We start from the raw sequence: 17,398 nt of genomic DNA on the forward strand, positions 1-17,398 counted from the left end.
CCGACCTGATTCTTGGGGAGGAGTTGGAGGGATAAAAATCGAAGCGGCCACGGGGGCGAGGAGCCGTTGCTCGTTCATCGGGCTGAGGAATTTACCACCCACCGTGTGACAGCAATCGCGTGACAGCTTGTGGACACTGTTGATCTGCCGCGCAAGCCAGGCAAGATTAGGCGCTGCTACAGCACGATTCAGGGAGGGGGTCTGGCGGTAAAACCGGAATGATCACGAACTCAGACCGCCGCGCGATTGAGGCCCAACCGACGTCAGCCGGTCACACCTTGGTCTGCCAATTGGACATCATCCTAACGATACCGTAGACCACCATACCAAGAACGAAGGTGGCCAACATGGCGATAAAGCCAAAAAAGTGCGTCGAATAGGAAGCGGCAATAATGCAGGCGGTGACACTCAAATAGACAACCATCGCCAGATTCTCCCACCAACTCAGCGGTCGCGTGTCGGGCAGACGTCGCTTGGCCCACCATAGGGACATGACCGCTAGGGCACCGCAGGCGGACAGGGTCAGCCCGAGGTACATCATCAACTCCAACAAGCTCGCGATCCACACCGCAACCAGGCTGAGCGCCGCTTGCACTAAGATTGCCCAGCGTGGCACGCCACCGGTCGACCGAAACAGTGCTGGCATAACCCCATCGTCCGCCATGCGTTGATACACCCGCGGTCCCGTGAGCAGCATCGCAAAAACACTGCTTGTCATCGATAGCACGATGGTTACGCGTATCCAGTTCTGCAGCCTTACCCCGCCGATCGCAAGTCCCGCGATTCCCGCGACTCGCTCCTGCCCTACGATGGACTCCGGTGCCGGTGCATAGACGAACACATAGTTGAGCAATAGGTAGACGACCGTGACGGTTAACGTACCGACGATCATCGATCGCGGAACGTTCCGAGTCGGCTTACGCGCTTCGCCAGCGACGTAGATAGCAGCATTGAAACCGGTGTAACTCAATGCAATCCAGGACATCGAACCAGCCAGGACCACCCAGGCAGACCAACTCTCTGGCCACCAGCTACTGGGGCCATCAACGAGTCCCCGCCCCTGCCACACTTCGTTGGGAGCGAATAAAAACGCCCAAGCGATAATCACAACCAGCAGCGCCAGCTTCGCAAAGACGATAATATTTTGCGCAGTGCCACCCACATGAGCACCGAGCAATTGACATCCGGTGGCGACGATGATAATTCCAGCCGCCAAGGCTTTGACCTGCCATGGCTCCACCTCGGTAGTGGGCATCGCGTAAACGGCCGCACCTAGGGCAGCAGCTGCGATGGGTGCGGTGAAGCCGGCGATCATGGACACCCAGCCACCGAGAAATCCGATAGCTGGGTGCACAAACCGACTTAAGAATAGATACTCACCGCCCGACAATGGTAGCCGAGCGACCAGTCCCCCGTAGCAAATTGCGCCACAAATCGCCCAAGCCCCACACAACCACCAAGCCAACATCACCCGCCCCGGGTGTCCTAGAGCAGCCAAGGAAAAACCACTCGACGTAAACACCCCCGCTCCAATCATATTGGCTACGACTAGAGTGGTAAGCGTCGTGAGGCCCAGTGACGGAGTTTCCAGTGACGGAGTTTTGGGAGTGGCGTTGGATGCTTGAACTTCGCTCAATTATTTTCCAAATCGCAGTAAATAGTTTTCCTTGAAACCATCAATCTTCACTTCTTCTTCGAACTTAAATCCGGCGTCGATAAACTCTTGCTTGAAAACCGATTGTGGAGCGCGAATGTGCCCCATCAACCACTCTTTCCGGTCGCCTTCCACCTCGCGGTGAAAGTCCACTAATATCAGCTTCGCATCATCTTTCATGGCCTCATAAATCGACTTGAGAGACGCTTCGGGGTATTCAAAGTGATGGTAGACATCGCAGATGAAAACGCGATCGATGCTGTTGGGTTTCAAGTTTACGTCATGATCCGAACACAGGACTACGCGCACATTGTCCAGCCCCTCGTGCTTGGCGCGCTGCCGCAAGTGTTTGACGAACTGCGGCGCGATATCGACGGCATAGACTTTCCCCGTCTCAGTAACGCCCTGCGATAGAGGTCCCAGATAGAGGCCAGTCCCTGAGCCAACATCGGCAACCTCCATGCCGGGTTGCAGTTGGATCGCCTTCAATATTTGATGCCGACAAGCGAAGACCTCGCGACTCTCGGTTTCAAAGCGCTTGATATAATCTTCGACTTTCATTTCTGGATCGAGGAAGGCATCGTTGATCCCGTCAGGCAAGTTCGGCGCACGCCCTGGAGCTTCTGCCAAAGCGGTAGCCCCATCGTCGAGGACCGCATCCTGCGCGACAACCACTGCGGAAAAGTTGACAAGCAAGCTGGACACTAACAGTACCGCGAGCAATCCCCGTGGCAGTTCACCTCGCAAACCACTCAGCGGGATACCCCGCTCGACGACCTTCGTAACAGGGAGAAATACCTTGAATCGCATTGCGTCATCCTCTCGCTACCGTGAAAAGAACTCAAAAAAAGAGCCGGACCTCCAATAGAACTGCAAACGCTACGGACGTTTTGCAGTCGCTAGCTTACAACTATAGTAGTCCTTACCGTCTACGTGAACACTCCCGCTCCGAACGAAAGCGACCTTGGATGATACGCCCCGAACTCAGCCGTCGTGAATTCCTCAGCAAGTCTACGATTCGCAGCGTGGGCAGCGCGGCTGCCTTCTCTACCGCAGCGGGATGGAATAACCTCCTTTTGAGGGGACAAACCCACACCACGACAGACGCCCTCCCTGCTCAGGTCGCGCACAGCTCTCGAGGAGTGATTGCTACCGTCCACCCGCTGGCCAGCCAAGCCGGAATCGCGGCGTTGGAGCGAGGCGGCAATGCAATCGATGCAATCGTGGCCGCATCACTCATGCTGTCCGTAGTCGACGGACACAACTCGGGACTCGGCGGTGGTTGCCTAGCTCTGGTTCGCCAGCCAGATGGCACGACCGTTGCCATCGATGGCCGGGAGATGGCTCCGCAGGCCGCCTCTCCCGAAATGTTCTTCCGAGATGGCAGGCCCGACCCCAATTTGAGTCAAATCGGGCCGCTGGCCGCTGGGGTCCCTGGCCTAGTCGCAGCCCTGGAGCGTTTGAGCCAACAGTATGGCCAAATCGACTGGAAGACCGCCCTCCACCTGGCCGCCGAGCGGGCGGAAGAGGGATTCATCGTCTCCCAGGGATACGCCCGAGTGCTGAAGTCGTCGGCCAGCCGGCTCCGCCAATTCCCCTCGTCGGCCAGCATCCTGCTCGACAGCTCGGGTCAGCCCTGGCGCGCGGGACAGACGATCCAGCAAAGAGATCTAGCACGCACGCTACGCGCGATTTCTGAACAGGGCAGCGAATGGTTTTACGAAGGAGAATTTGCCCACAAGGCAGCCACCTTCCTCGCCTCGGCTGGAGGCTTGATGACTGCCGACGACTTCGCCAAGTACCATACCGTCCAGCGTCCTCCCATCCAGACGCAATATCGTGACCATTCCGTGCTGGGCTTCCCACCACCCAGCTCCGGAGGTGTGCACATTGCTCAGATGCTGGGAATGCTCAGTGGCTACGACGTGAGGTCGATTTTCGAGTCCTCCGAAGCCGAAGGCTTGCACCTGCTAATCGAAGTCATGAAGCGGGCGATGGCCGACCGGGCCTATTGGCTAGGCGATGCGGATTTCGCCAAGGTCCCACGCGGTTTGTTGGACCTGGATTACCTACGCCAACGCGCTAGCTCCATCGATCTCAGCCAAGTCACCGAAGTCGCCAGCCATGGCATGCCACCTCGCGCGGATCTCGATCTGTTTGGCCAACAAAAACACACCACTCACCTAACCGCTGCGGACGCACAAGGTAACGTCGTGGCCATCACGCAAACCGTAAACACTTCGTTCGGTTGCAAAATGATCGTTCCAGGCACCGGCGTCGTACTCAACAACGAGATGGACGACTTCAGTATTTCTCCCGGCGTTCGCAATGCTTTTGGCCTAGTCGGCTCGGCTGCCAATCTCGTCGCTCCCGGCAAGCGGCCCCTATCCAGCATGAGCCCCACTCTGGTGCTCGACACCAATGGCATGCCCGTCCTCAGTTGCGGTGCGGCGGGTGGCCCTAAGATCATCACCACGGTGCTACAGCTACTGGTCCGCGTCTTGGATCTGCAACAACCCATCGCACAAGCCATTGCATCACCACGCGTGCACCATCAGTGGTCGCCCGACACCACGATCTGCGAAGCCGCCATGCCCGCAGCGATTGTCGCCGGTTTGGAGGAGCGCGGGCATCACGTAGATCGCATTGCCTCCGCAGCGGTCGCCCAAGGCATCACGCGCGAAGAAACTGGAGAGCTGACCGCCGCCTCCGACCCCAGGGTCGAAAGCGCCGCCCTGTCCCTCTGAGCCATTCCCACCTAAGCGAGCCCCGCCAAGAATTCACCTCCCCCACGTAGGATTGCCTCTCCGAGACGGACACTAGTGGCTCCCCAAGCAGAGCAGAATGACAACCGCGAAAAATGCCAAAGAAACGAAAAGAAGACGGAGCGAGGTACGGTGCAAACGGCGGCCTCGGACGCTAAAACTTTCGCATATTTAGCGTCGTTCGCGGTCGCCCTATTCCTATCCTGCCAACCTGATTGGCGGGGACCGAGCGAGTACTGCACACTGATGGAGACGGCGCTGCACGACTCGGTCCTCTTCGTTTACCCCCGCGATCTTCGCCCCGCTGGAGCTAGAGTTGTGCTGGTGACTCTCCTGTTCGTCGAGTGAAGACCAAGCATCCGCATCCCCAGACGATCAAGCTGCCGGAGGACTCGGGAACGCTTGTTCCGACTTGCAGCCGGAACAACTAATCTGTCGCGATGCTCGACTGCCGGTTAAAGTCGCTGCCTCCGGAATTTGCAAGTAAGCGATACTTTCCCGGCTCAAGATTTCCGCCCAGGGAATAGGCACCCGGCGCGCTAAACTCATGCAGGTTGGCGGCTGTATCCACATGCCATAACACGAATCGTGACTCAGCGTTACCCGACTGACACCAACTTATTCTTCCAATCGCCGAAGCGATTCGAATCGCCCCATCGAATCGTTGTCAACGATCGGGGCGGGGATGGCTGTCGCCCCACGGTACAATCAAGAAGTGTTTTCCAATGGCATTGCAACCGTAGCGTGCAGTGCTCCCCTCCCCCGTTCGCGATTGATTAGAATATAGTGGAAGCGATGAAGCAGCACACTGGAAATTGTCAATCATGAGCAGAACACCGGCTGAACCAGATGCGTTTGAGACGACGCAGTGGAGCACAGTGCTCGCGGCGGGGGATGTTGCTGCGGCGCGACACGGCGATGCATTGGCAGAGCTTTGTCAGCGATACTGGCGACCGCTTTACGGCTTTATTTGTCATCGTGGCAAGTCGCCAGATTCTGCCGAGGACTTGATCCAAGCGTTCTTCGTTCAGCTGCTTGACGGACCGGCGCTACGAATTGCCGATCCGTCGCGGGGGCGATTTCGCACTTTCTTACTCACCTCTTTGACCAATTTTTTGCACAACCAACGCGATCACAACATGGCCCTCAAACGCGGCGGAGCGGTGCGTTTGTTAAGTCTCGACATTCGCAATGCCGAGGGCGAATTGATCAACCAGCCAATGCAATTCGCCTCGGCAGAAGACGAATTTCAACGACAGTGGGCCATCACGGTGATGGACGAAGCGCTGAGCCGAACAGAAGCGACTTACAGGCGGCGTGGCAAAGCACATTTATTTCAGTTGTTGTCAGCCAGTCTATCCGTTAGCGGTACCGAGCGGACTTACGCTGAAACGGCAACATTGCTTGGCATGTCCGAGTCAGCGGTAAAAGTCGCCGTGCACCGGTTAAGAAAAGAGTATCGATTACAACTTCGCGAGTCGGTGGCTTCCACGGTTGAGTCGACAGGAGACGTTCAGGACGAATTGGAAACGCTGTTGTCAGCACTCAGGCCGACGCGAGACCGTTAGGCACTTTCTAAGAATTTTTCTAAAATATCTAGTAACCATCTCTGGTGCTTGCTTTATCTAATTCCTGGACACCGACACTTAGCCAGGAAATCCAGCCATGACCAATCCAACCGTGACCGTTGATGATATCTCGCCAGATAAGTGCCCCGAGTGCGGAGAGCGTTTGGCCGTAATTCAGCAACGAATCTACTGTCCTGCATGTGCTCTGCGAGATGCACTTCGGACCGACGGGACGAGCATGGGACCGCATTCGCTGGATTTATCCCATTCGTGGGAGATTCCGCTGGGAGGATCGAGGCCCGAAGCCTCAGACGACTTTGGTGAATTGACATCGGGCGAAACGTTTGGCGACTACCGAATCGTCAGGCGACTGGGCCGCGGCGGAATGGGCATTGTGTACGAGACCGATCATCTGCCCACCTCGCGCCGCGTTGCTTTGAAAGTAATGACGCATTCCTGGGACGACCGAGCGGCGCGAGCCCGGTTCCTGCGTGAAGGCCGATTGGCGGCGTCCATTAACCACCCCAACAGTGTTTACGTCTATGGCACCGAGGAAATCAACGGTCGACCTGTGATAAGCATGGAATTGGTTCGTGGCCGAACCCTGGGCGACTGCGTCAAAAGCGATGGACCTCTTTCGTCGAAGCGCGCCGTCGATGCCGTGCTGCAGATTATTGACGGACTGGATGCCGCCAACGAAGCCGGTGTACTGCACCGCGATGTCAAACCCAACAATTGCTTCGTCGACGAAGATGGTCAAGTCAAGATCGGTGACTTCGGGCTGTCCATCACCACCACGGGACGAATGGAAAGTGATCCGCTACGGCCCACGATGACGGAAGTAACCCGAGCAGGCACCTTTCTTGGCACTCCGGCCTATGCATCACCAGAACAATTGCGTGGCGAGCCGCTCGATCATCGTAGTGATATATATGCCGTTGGCGTCACACTGTATTACTTACTGAGTGGCAAAGTTCCATTCGCAGCGGAAAACATGGTCCAGCTTCTCGCTCGCGTCCTCGACAACGCGGCACCGCCACTGAAGGCGATCGCACCGAACGTACCCGCCGAGTTGGACGCGATTGTAGCGCGGTGCTTGCGAAAATCTCCCGGCGCACGCTTCGGCGGATACAACGAACTGCGCCAAGCACTACTGCCGCTTGGTTCGCACGCGCCGGTCGCCGCTCCACTGGGCAGCCGCTTCCTGGCAGGCGCAATCGACTTTACGTTGCTAAGTATTGCGTTCTTACCACTCTCCGCCTTTTCCATATTTTCACAGGGTCAACCGGTTCTCGCAAGCGACCCGCTTCGAGGTGTATCGACCCTATTGCTATCGACCTTGGCAATCGCGTTGCAGTGGTTGTACTTCGCACTTAGCGAATGGCGCTTTGGTAAAACGTTCGGCAAACACTTATTGGGACTGCGAGTCACCAGCGATCAATCGAAACCCAAACTCTCAGCCGCCTTGACGCGGTCCGCACTCTTCTTACTCGTCCCGCTGATACCACTGCTCATTGCGAACTCACTCGGCTATTGGCAAACCATGAAAGCTGGGCTCTCATTTCCCCAAGCACTCACAATGGCTCTACTGGGGTGGTCGCGATTTCTAATCGGTGCAGCGATGTTTGCTTCCGCGCGCAGCCGAAACGGTAATGCATCCCTTTACGATTTGTTAACGGGCACCCGTGTGGTGGTCAAACTTGTCAGCCCGTCGGTTCACTCGTCGGCAATCACAACTAGCGACTCGTTCAACACTCGCGGCGCCGAGACCGTAGGCCCGTATCACGTACTCAATACGATTGGGAAAACCGATTCGGGCAAATTACTTCTCGGATACGATGCGCGATTGCTACGGCGAGTTTGGATTCACCGAGCCGACGCCTCCAGTGAGTTATCCGTGGATACGTCGTCTCACGAAATCGCTCGAGACATTCGCCGAAGAACTCAATTGCGATGGCTCGGTGGCAGTCATGCCTCGGCCGGCGAGAAGTCGAACGAGCTCGTTCAAAGTTGGGACTGCTACGAAGCACTCAGTGGCGGCCCACTCTCCGATATCGAACCGACTTCGATCGATTGGCAAGATGCCAAACGCGGCCTAGCGGAGCTGGCCATCGAATTAAATGCCATGGACGCCAGCGACCAAGTCTCCTTGGAGCATTGTTGGATAACAGACGCGGGTCAAGTTAAGCTGTTACCATTTGCCGTGTTTCCTGAACCAACGGCGGTAGGCGCTGGCCCCATGCAGGCTGAAGTTTCTGTGCCCGTGGAGCCCCACCACGGCTCAGACGCTACTGACACACGCTTGACTACACTCCAGCAAATCACGGCAATACTAGAAAAAAAGTTTGCATTGGTAGGAGGGACGTCGCAAAGCATGTCGCTGAGCGAGCAAGGAGACCTGAACCAACTGAATGCCGCTTCAAGCCTCTCCGACGCGTCTCCCATCGCAAACGAATTGGCACGCCGCCGCAGCGTTCAAGTGCAATCGAGAGTCGCGGGCATGCTGGCTGCATCGTTCATACTCCCGTGCTTCTGTATCATCTCCCTTCTAGCGACATCCGTTCTCTATGATCGGCAGGAAGCATCGATGCCGGAAGTACGCGAGCTGGCCGACGCCATGTATTTACGCGAGCACAGCAACCGCGGTTTGGGCCTCAGCCAACTGGAGCGTCGCAACGTTATCGTCAAGCACATTCGTGCCGAATTTGAAGAGGTGTACCGAGATACATATCGCATGAGTTCGCTTTATGGCCAAACTCAGTTGATGAGATATCGTAGCACCTTAGATCGCATCTTCGCAACTCCACGCCCAACGAACGACGAGGCGACAGAAGCTGCCCGACTCTTTGAGGCGATCGCGGCTGAGCAGACTTTGCCTCGGCCACTGGTCAATGCGTTTTTTAGTAGCGAATCAGCTATTTTCTGGGGCGCGCTCACATGGCTGCAGCTTATCTGGTTCCCCAGCCTGATCACAGGCTTGCTGTTTCGCGGTGGAGCGTTAGTGCGCTTGTTTGGCTTGACGTTTGCGAACCGTCGTGGACAGCCAGCATCTGGGCTGCGCGTGTTCATCCGCATGGTGTTCAGCGGACTCATTCCCATGGCTGCTTTCGTAGTATACGGATCGTTCCAGTCCAACCGTTTATCGCCGGTAACACATCAGCAATTCGTGGCTGCGTTTCTCGTCCTAGTTGCCTGCTTTGCCGTCGTCGCCTACCGCAGCCGCCAGCGGCTATTCAGTGACCGGTGCGCCGGCACTTTCGTAGTGGCAAAATAGCAAATACTGCAGCCCCAAATCATCGGGAGACGCTACCAAGGCACCAAGATCACACGACACCACACCTCGCACTTGCGGGAGGCTGGATGCGATGCGGCCGGGGAGGGCATTCGCCGGGTCCACTCAAAACGTTCGAAGCGCAGCAGCGTTGGAAATAATAGGACAAATAGGTCAGGTGCCTTTGATGCGACTTGCCTACTAAGACCAGACTGACTTACTAGACACGTGCTTGCGTAGTTGATTCAAGATTGAACTGAAGTTCCCCAAAGTCGCGGACTAGTCCGATTCGCCCGTGGGCACCAATAGGAACTGGATTCAGACGGTATCGCACGCCGAGACTCTTTTTTGTTTACAATAGGCACTGCATTTCAATTGTTACTCGACCAACCCGCCCGCCAATTACATCCCTCACAATCCCTCACCGAGATTGCCAGCCCGCCATGAAACTGCCATTATTTCGACGTCTGCTCCTATTAAGCCTTTCGTCCATCGCGTTGACGAACACTTTTGCTCAAAGTCCCAACGATTCGGTCTCCTTGTTCAATGGGAAAGATTTGAGCGGTTGGCACGGCGACAATCCTCACAATACCGTCAAGGCGGAAGCGGGGCAGCGAGAAAAGGCCATTGCGGATCAACAGCCAGAGTTTGTGAAACACTGGAGTGTGGACAACCAAGAATTGGTCAACGATGGACATGGCCCCTACGCAACCACCGACCAAGAGTATGGTGATATCGAACTGGAACTCGATTACAAAACCGTGGCGCTGGCCGACAGCGGCATCTACCTCCGCGGAACACCTCAAGTTCAAATTTGGGACACCACCAAAGCTGGCGGAAAATGGAACCGCAATGCAGATAAAGGCTCCGGAGGGCTGTTCAACAATCGAGCCGACCTGCCAGGACAACTGCCGCTAGTATTTGCCGACAAGCCGTTCGGCGAGTGGAATCATTTTCACATTGTGCAAATCGGTAGTCGGACCTGGGTGGAACTGAATCACAAGCTGGTCGTCGACGGAGCGATCATGGAAAACTACTGGGACAAAGATCGTCTCACGCCACTCCCCGCCCAAGGCCCAATCCATCTCCAGACACACGGTGGAGAAATCCGCTGGCGCAATATTAACCTGCGAACCATCGATGCGGACGAGGCGATCAGCCGTCTGCGCGGAGATGATGCCCGGTTCGGATTCACCTCCCTGTTTAACGGAAAAGATCTCACTGGCTGGGAAGGTGCCACGGACGATTACGAAGTCGTCGATGGCACGTTGCAGTGCAAGCCAGGAAAGGGTGGTGTGCTCTTTACCAAGGACCAGTACGCCGACTTCGCCGTCCGACTTGAATTCAAACTGCCAGCCGGAGGAAATAACGGCTTGGCAATCCGCTATCCCGGAGAAGGCAGAGCCTCCTACGATGGAATGTGTGAGTTGCAGATACTGGATGACGATGCTGAGAAGTACGCGACGCTAGACCCGCGCCAATATCACGGCTCAGTCTACGGCGTCGCACCAGCACACCGCGGCTATTTGCGGCCAACGGGTGAATGGAATTATCAAGAGGTTACCGTCAGCGGCTCTAAGATCCGCGTGGAACTCAACGGCACCATCATCGTCGATGCCGATGTCAATCAGATCAAGGAATACAAAGACAATGCAGAGCATCCCGGACTTGGTCTGAAGCAAGGTCATTTTGGTTTTGCGGGTCACAACGACCCCGTCCAATTCCGTCGCATCGCGATCAAGCCGCTACACTAGACGGCAGTTCCAGCAAACCCGTGGCACGGCTGGTAGCATGGCCCCCCCGGGCCGTGTCACCCAGTCCGTGCCCCACCGGCCAGTAGCATGGCCCCCCGGGCCGTGTCCGCACCTATTGGCGTATCCGCACCTATTACTTACTGCTAATTCCTAGCCAAATTTCGACGGGAAGCTCTCTGTCCAATGGAACAGAAGGCAACAAACACTAACACCATTTTAGAGAAGGCGGCTATTCATCGCTCACCCCAGACTCTGTCCCAGTCACAGCCTGGAAACACAGTGGTCAGTGGTGGACTGTCGTCCCTTCATCGATTGCCCCAGTAAAGCTCCCAAACCAAGACCACGAACGCCTCCCACCCCCTCGTCTTCTCTGAGCCAAAGGCTATTTTCCCATGCAACGAATGTTTTCTGTCGTATTTTGTTTGACTCTATGCCTCTTATTGACCGCATGCGAACCGGGGAGCGAATCCTCTGCCAGCAAATCGGGTGCAGCCAGTGCCGACGGCAAGCTGCGGATTGCCGTTATCCCCAAGGGGACCAGCCATCAGTTCTGGATGGCGGTCAAGTCGGGCGCCGAAGCGGCCGCTGAGGAATTGGGAAATGTCGAAGTGCTGTGGAAGGGCCCGGAAACCGAAGCTGACACCATGGGGCAAATCTCCGTAGTCAAAAATTTCATTACGGGACAAGTCGATGGAATCTGCCTCGCCCCAAACCATTCTCAAGCATTGCTCGACGTTGTCCTCGAAGCTAATGCGGAAAATATCCCCGTCGTGGTATTTGACAGCGGGTTGGCCGATGGCGCCGAGCTGGTCAGCTACGTAGCTACCGACAACTACCATGGAGGAGTCTTGGCGGCAGAAAAGCTAGCCGAGGCAATGGGAGGCCAGGGAAATGTTATCCTGCTGCGTTACAAGGAAGGGAGCGAAAGTACAGAGCAACGCGAAGAAGGATTTTTGGAAACGCTGAATAAAATGCCCGAAATCAAGATCCTTTCCTCCGACCAATATGCCGGCACGACCACCGAATCAGCCCTCGCCATGGCGACACAATTGCTCAACAAGTACGATGGAGAAGTCAACGGCATCTTCGCCGTGTGCGAACCCAACTGTAACGGGACGCTCGAAGCGCTCGTTCAAACCGGCTCTGCGGGCAAGGTCAAGTTCATTGCCTTCGATTCCAGCGACCGCTTGATCGCCGGCCTGAGTGACGACAGCGTGTCGGGCATCGTTCTCCAGGATCCCTTTGAAATGGGACGTCAATCGGTGTTAGCCATCGCGGCTCATTTGCGTGGCGAAACGGTCGAACCCAAGACATCTACTGGAGAATACGTTGCCACGGGTGAGAACCAGCATACGGCTCCCTACGACCGCCTCCTGAAGCCAGGCGCCGTCGAACACTAAGGCTGCATTGCTTTTCCGGCTTTCCTGCAATGGATCTAACGTGGAACAACCTCTCCTGTCAATGCGTGGAATCTCCAAACGATTCGGAGCCACGCAAGCGCTAAAGAACGTAGCACTCGACGCGTACGCTGGCCAAGTGGTTGCGTTGATTGGTGAGAATGGTGCAGGTAAGAGCACACTCATGAAAGTTCTCAGCGGGGCCCACGTCCCTGACGAGGGAACCATGGAGATCTCGGGACAGCCACTCACCCCCAAACGCCCGCAAGACTCGCGCAGCGCCGGCGTGGCCATTGTCTATCAAGAACTCAACCTAGCTCCCCACTTATCGGTTGAAGACAACATCATGCTCGGCATCGAGCAACAGCGAGGGGGATTCCTTCGCCGATCCGAGCAACGACGGCGAGTTCGTGAAGCATTGAGTCTACTGGGGCACCCAGATCTCACTCCCGATCGCATTGTTGGGACCCTCTCGATTGGTGCTCAGCAATTGGTCGAAATCGCCAGAGCTCTTGTTGCCGAAGCGCGGGTGGTAGTTTTCGACGAACCGACCAGCTCCCTGACGCAACAAGACGTCCAAAGACTCTTCGATGTCATACGTCGACTCCAAGACCAAGGCTTGGCAATTATCTACATCAGCCACTTTCTGGAAGAGATTCGGGAGGTTGCGAATCGATACGTTGTGCTCCGCGACGGAGAGCCGGCCGGCAGTGGCCTACTCACCGATACCTCCAACGACGCCATCGTCTCGCTCATGGTGGGCCGCAGCGTGGAAACCCTATTTCCGCATGTCCCACACCAGCTTGGTGAGCCTATTTTGCAGGTCAAAGAGCTGTCGGGCAAGAAGTTGCCGCAGCGAGTTTCGCTCAAAATCCGCCGGGGGGAAATCTTTGGACTGTTTGGGCTGGTCGGCGCTGGGCGCACCGAAACGTTGCGGCAACTCTTTGGATTGGATCGAGCGGCCCAAGGTACCGTGCAAATTGGCAATGCCTACCCAGCTTGCTCTCCCAACGCACGCATTCGTGCCGGGCTGGGGTTCGTGTCGGAAGACCGCAAGGGTGAAGGGTTGGCACAGAGTCTATCGATCGCCGACAACCTAACGCTCAGCAAGCTACAGACCTATTCAACGGCAGGCATCATGCGACTCGGCGCACGGCGTGCCGCCACGCGAGATTGGATGCAGCAACTCAATGTCAAGGCGCAAGGCCCCGAGCAGACGATTGGAAATCTCTCGGGTGGCAACCAACAGAAGGTCGCCATAGCCAGAGTTTTGCATCAAGACGCAGAAATCCTTCTACTCGATGAACCGACCCGCGGCATCGATGTTGGTACCAAAGCGGAAATCTATCGCTTGATCGGCGAATTGGCTGCTGCAGGAAAAACCATTCTCTTCGTCAGCTCCTACCTCCCGGAACTACTGGCCGTCTGCGACACACTGGGCGTTATGTCCAAAGGGCGATTGCTAGAAACGCGCTCGGTCGACCACTGGACGGAAAACGAAATTTTGTCGGTCGCCATCAGCTCTTGACGCCATCAATCACACCACACGCGGCTCTCGCCGAGGAGTGCCACGCGCACAGCGAGTCAGCTCGCAGAACGGGCTGGCTGCGAGTTTACGCGATATGTCAGTCATACCTCGCGGAGCACTCTCCAAAGTTGACGACTCGCGACTGAGAGAATTTCTAACGCAAAAGATTGGCCCGCCTGTGGCCTAATCGTTCATGCAATGACCTTGAGACTCGGAGCACAGGAATTTGTTTGCTCCAGGTAAGTTTTCCTGAGGCGATCACCATTGATTGTAGAGTCAGTTGCTAGGATACTCAGTGCGATGCCGTCTTGCCGGCCTAGGCGAGACGGACCTACGTGGTGTGAGGCTTCTCGACACAGTTCCACCCAAATCTGAAACACGCTTGAAAATTGACCGCATGTCCAACAAGACCACTTCGTCTCAGACTTCCGCCCGACTTTGGAGCTGGCTGCAAGCGTTTGGACCGCTGCTCGCTCTGGTCGTTGTCACTCTAGGGTTTGCGGTCGCGGATCAGGTGTGGGGTGCCGGACACTTTAGTGAACTGCGAAATTTCCGCGTCGTATTGGTGCAAGCAGCACCGGTCGCTGTCGCAGCGCTGGGAATGACGTTGATCATAATTTCTGGCGGAATTGACCTCTCAGCCGGGACCGCCTCCACTCTATGCGCGACGGTGCTAGCCATCAGCCTGAGTGCCGAGCGATCTGCGGCGGAAGCGGTTCTCTTGACGCTAGCCGCCGGCGCCGCTTGCGGCATGATCAATGGCTTGTTGATCGGCTTGCTACGCATCCCTCCGTTCATTGTCACACTCGGGACGATGACCATCTTCCTGGGAATTGCCAAGCGATTGGCGGGAGGTTCTACGGTTTTTGTGGAGCGACGACTGTTGCCCGATTGGCTATCGACACTCAGCTCAACGATGCCGCCCGATTGGCAAGGAGGTTTTCCGCGGATCGCCACGGGAGTGTGGCTCGCGATCGGGATTGCAATTCTAGTTTCGATCGTGCTGCGTTACACCGTCTTTGGCCGGCACTTGTTCGCCTTGGGTTCTAATGAATCGACGGCGCGGCTGTGCGGGGTCAACATTCTGGGAACCAAGGTCATTGTGTACGTGCTAGGTGGCTTGCTGATTGGCATCGCGGGTATCTACTCGTTTTCACTCGTAAAAGTGGCCAGTCCGATCGAAGGCATCGGTCGTGAACTAAAATACATTGCGGCGGTAGTCATCGGGGGTGGAAGCTTGAGTGGCGGTCGCGGCTCGGTGCTTGGTACCCTGGCGGGAGCTGCCATCATGGGAGTTATCGCCAGCGGTTGTTCGCAACTGGAAATCCAAAATTCAACGCAAGACATCATGATTGGCGTCATCATTATCGCAGCTGTCACATTAGATCAGTTTCGCTCCCGCAATCAGAACAATTAGGTAGGTAGCTCCCAAGCATGTCAACGAAATCGAACCAGCCGCTTAAGAATCTTGACGAGTGGGAAGAAGATCTATTGCGACGCTATCCCCAAGAGAGCACCAAGTCAAAGCGTTCGGTGACCGTGGATACAGGGGATAGCACCACCGCAAATTTCCGGAATTATGCCGCCGAGGCGCGGCCCAGCGTTCGCGAGTTCTATCGCCTCAATCATCGCCACCAGACTCTCGAATTTGTCCGCAGCAAACGAGCTGAGTACCTTTCGCTCAACCGGCGAAGAATGAGTATTTGGGAAGGCATGGAGTACTTAAATCAATTGGTAGACGACAGCGATCCCGATATCGACCTACCGCAAATCGAGCACTTGTTGCAAACCGCTGAAGCGATTCGTGCAGACGGCAGACCCGATTGGTTCATCCTGGCTGGTCTCATTCACGATCTCGGCAAGATTCTGTGCCTGTGGGATGAACCGCAGTGGGCCGTTGTGGGCGACACCTTCCCGGTCGGCTGCCGCTACTCAGAACGCATCGTCTACCACGAAGCCTTTCGAGAGAACCCCGATTGGAACAACTCCGAATACCAGACCGAGCTGGGTATCTACCAACCCCACTGCGGACTTGACAACGTACTCCTCTCCTGGGGGCACGACGAGTATCTGTACCATGTCGTGAAAGACTACTTGCCACCGCCAGCACTGGCCATGATTCGCTATCATTCCTGCTACCCCATTCATCGCGAGCAGGCCTACCAGCACCTATTGGTCGATGAGGATCACGAGATGATGCGGTGGGTCACTGATTTCAACCAATACGACCTCTACACCAAGCGCGATGAGCGGATGGACGTGGCCGCGCTTCGCCCTTACTACGAAGCGCTGATCTCAGAGTACTTCCCGGGCGAATTGGCTTGGTAGCTAGGCTAGGTGGGAATGCGTATAATCAGCCGCTACAGTCACTTTCCCCCAATTGCTTATTTGGAGCCTCGTCCAGTGACACTTCTCAGTCGCCGCCAATGGCTGGGCACCTCCACGCTAGCCGCGGCCAGCCTGGGACTGAACGGCCGGTCGAGCCTCGCTCAATCGCCCGGTCGGACCAACCCAGCCTGGGAACAGTCGATTCGGTCGGGGTTGGACTACTTAGCACGCACGCAGACCGCTCGCGGGCAGTGGAATACCCCCTCCTACCCCACCGCCTTGGCCGCTTTGGCTGGCACCGCCCTGCTCTGCTCCGGTTCCACCACCACGCAGGGCCCCTACGCTCAACAGATTGCCCGGTGCACCGATTTCCTGATTAGCAAGTGCCGGGGAAACGGACTGATCGGCGATCCAACGACTGACAATCGTTACACCTACGGGCATGGATTCTCGATGCTGCTATTGAGCCAAGTGTTGGGAGAAGAGGGATACGAAGATCGTCGACTGGAGTTGCTTGAGGTGCTGCGACAAGCGGTCGATTTCTGTTGCAATGCCCAAACGGATGCAGGGGGTTGGGGATATGTGAGCGCCAAAGATGGTGCCAACTACGACGAGGGCTCGACGACGATCACCCAGGTGCAGGGGCTGCGCGGATGTCGAAACGCTGGCATTGCCGTCCCCGCTGAAGCGATCGAAAAGGCCAAGAACTACATCTACGAATGCAAGAATGACGATGGAGGCATCAGTTATTCGAGCAAGCAGATGGGGACTTCACGGCCAGCGATTACGGCCGCTGCCTTAGCCGCCCTGTACAATGCGGGCGACTATGACGGACAACACGTCCCGGAGATGCTGAAGTACTCGCGCGAAAAACTGCATACCAACATTGCCGATGACGGGACCGCTTTTGGACATTGGCATTACACCTATTTATACTACAGCCAAGTCGTCTACCGCCAAGGCGATGAACAATGGCTTCCCTTTCGCGACCGCCTCTACGACAAAATCGTCAGTGAGCAGGCAAGCGACGGCTCCTGGACAGGTCAGATTAGTCCAGTTTACATAACGGCCTGCAACTTGATCATCCTCCAACTGGACCGTGGCCTGCTCCCCATCTATCAACGCTAAGCGGG

The 17,398-nt window shown here is 56.2% G+C and carries 12 protein-coding genes; 9 read left to right on the top strand and 3 right to left on the bottom strand.

The genetic code is table 11. The features are described 5' to 3' along the window. Window positions 1-271: 271 nt before the first annotated feature. Window positions 272-1,636: an APC family permease gene (locus Q31a_RS29090; RefSeq protein ID WP_145086241.1), complete on the bottom strand. Its 1,365-nt coding sequence runs from the start codon at window positions 1,634-1,636 to the stop codon at window positions 272-274. Beyond that, window positions 1,637-2,464 (bottom strand): class I SAM-dependent methyltransferase, encoded by an 828-nt coding sequence (locus tag Q31a_RS29095; protein ID WP_231690994.1) that lies wholly within the window; start codon window positions 2,462-2,464, stop codon window positions 1,637-1,639. It abuts the gene before it with no gap. A 158-nt stretch (window positions 2,465-2,622) separates the two neighbouring features. Here Q31a_RS29095 and ggt point away from each other — a divergent pair, with 158 nt between their 5' ends. After that, window positions 2,623-4,401: a gamma-glutamyltransferase gene (gene ggt / locus Q31a_RS29100; protein ID WP_145086244.1), complete on the top strand. Its 1,779-nt coding sequence runs from the start codon at window positions 2,623-2,625 to the stop codon at window positions 4,399-4,401. Window positions 4,402-4,846: 445 nt separating this feature from the next. Here ggt and Q31a_RS30595 read toward each other — a convergent pair whose 3' ends face one another. After that, entirely contained in the window at window positions 4,847-5,002 is a 156-nt protein-coding gene (locus Q31a_RS30595; RefSeq protein ID WP_197355907.1) for a hypothetical protein, read from the bottom strand. 241 nt (window positions 5,003-5,243) lie between these two features. Here Q31a_RS30595 and Q31a_RS29105 point away from each other — a divergent pair, with 241 nt between their 5' ends. The 8 genes from Q31a_RS29105 to Q31a_RS29145 all read left to right on the top strand — a co-directional run bounded on the left by Q31a_RS29105 (window position 5,244) and on the right by Q31a_RS29145 (window position 17,393). Beyond that, window positions 5,244-5,987 carry an RNA polymerase sigma factor gene (locus Q31a_RS29105; protein ID WP_145086246.1) on the top strand — a complete coding sequence of 248 codons (744 nt, stop codon included), beginning with the start codon at window positions 5,244-5,246 and terminating at the stop codon, window positions 5,985-5,987. Between the two features lie 97 nt (window positions 5,988-6,084). Further along, the gene (locus Q31a_RS29110; RefSeq protein ID WP_145086249.1) at window positions 6,085-9,261 is read left to right on the top strand and encodes a protein kinase domain-containing protein; all 3,177 of its coding nucleotides are present in this window, start codon (window positions 6,085-6,087) and stop codon (window positions 9,259-9,261) included. Window positions 9,262-9,701: 440 nt separating this feature from the next. Next, window positions 9,702-11,012: a 3-keto-disaccharide hydrolase gene (locus tag Q31a_RS29115; RefSeq protein ID WP_145086252.1), complete on the top strand. Its 1,311-nt coding sequence runs from the start codon at window positions 9,702-9,704 to the stop codon at window positions 11,010-11,012. A gap of 392 nt (window positions 11,013-11,404) precedes the next feature. Then, complete coding sequence (locus Q31a_RS29120) at window positions 11,405-12,412, top strand: ABC transporter substrate-binding protein (protein WP_197355909.1); 1,008 nt, start codon at window positions 11,405-11,407, stop codon at window positions 12,410-12,412. A 40-nt stretch (window positions 12,413-12,452) separates the two neighbouring features. Beyond that, a complete protein-coding gene (locus Q31a_RS29125) occupies window positions 12,453-13,937 on the top strand; it encodes a sugar ABC transporter ATP-binding protein (protein ID WP_145086255.1) in 1,485 nt (494 codons plus the stop codon). A 397-nt stretch (window positions 13,938-14,334) separates the two neighbouring features. Continuing rightward, a complete protein-coding gene (locus tag Q31a_RS29135) occupies window positions 14,335-15,354 on the top strand; it encodes an ABC transporter permease (RefSeq protein WP_145086258.1) in 1,020 nt (339 codons plus the stop codon). A gap of 17 nt (window positions 15,355-15,371) precedes the next feature. Beyond that, window positions 15,372-16,265 (top strand): inositol oxygenase family protein, encoded by an 894-nt coding sequence (locus tag Q31a_RS29140; RefSeq protein WP_145086261.1) that lies wholly within the window; start codon window positions 15,372-15,374, stop codon window positions 16,263-16,265. Window positions 16,266-16,397: 132 nt separating this feature from the next. Beyond that, entirely contained in the window at window positions 16,398-17,393 is a 996-nt protein-coding gene (locus Q31a_RS29145) for a prenyltransferase/squalene oxidase repeat-containing protein (protein ID WP_145087763.1), read from the top strand. Window positions 17,394-17,398 lie beyond the last annotated feature (5 nt).

The organism is Aureliella helgolandensis (assembly GCF_007752135.1).
Lineage (GTDB): Bacteria > Planctomycetota > Planctomycetia > Pirellulales > Pirellulaceae > Aureliella > Aureliella helgolandensis.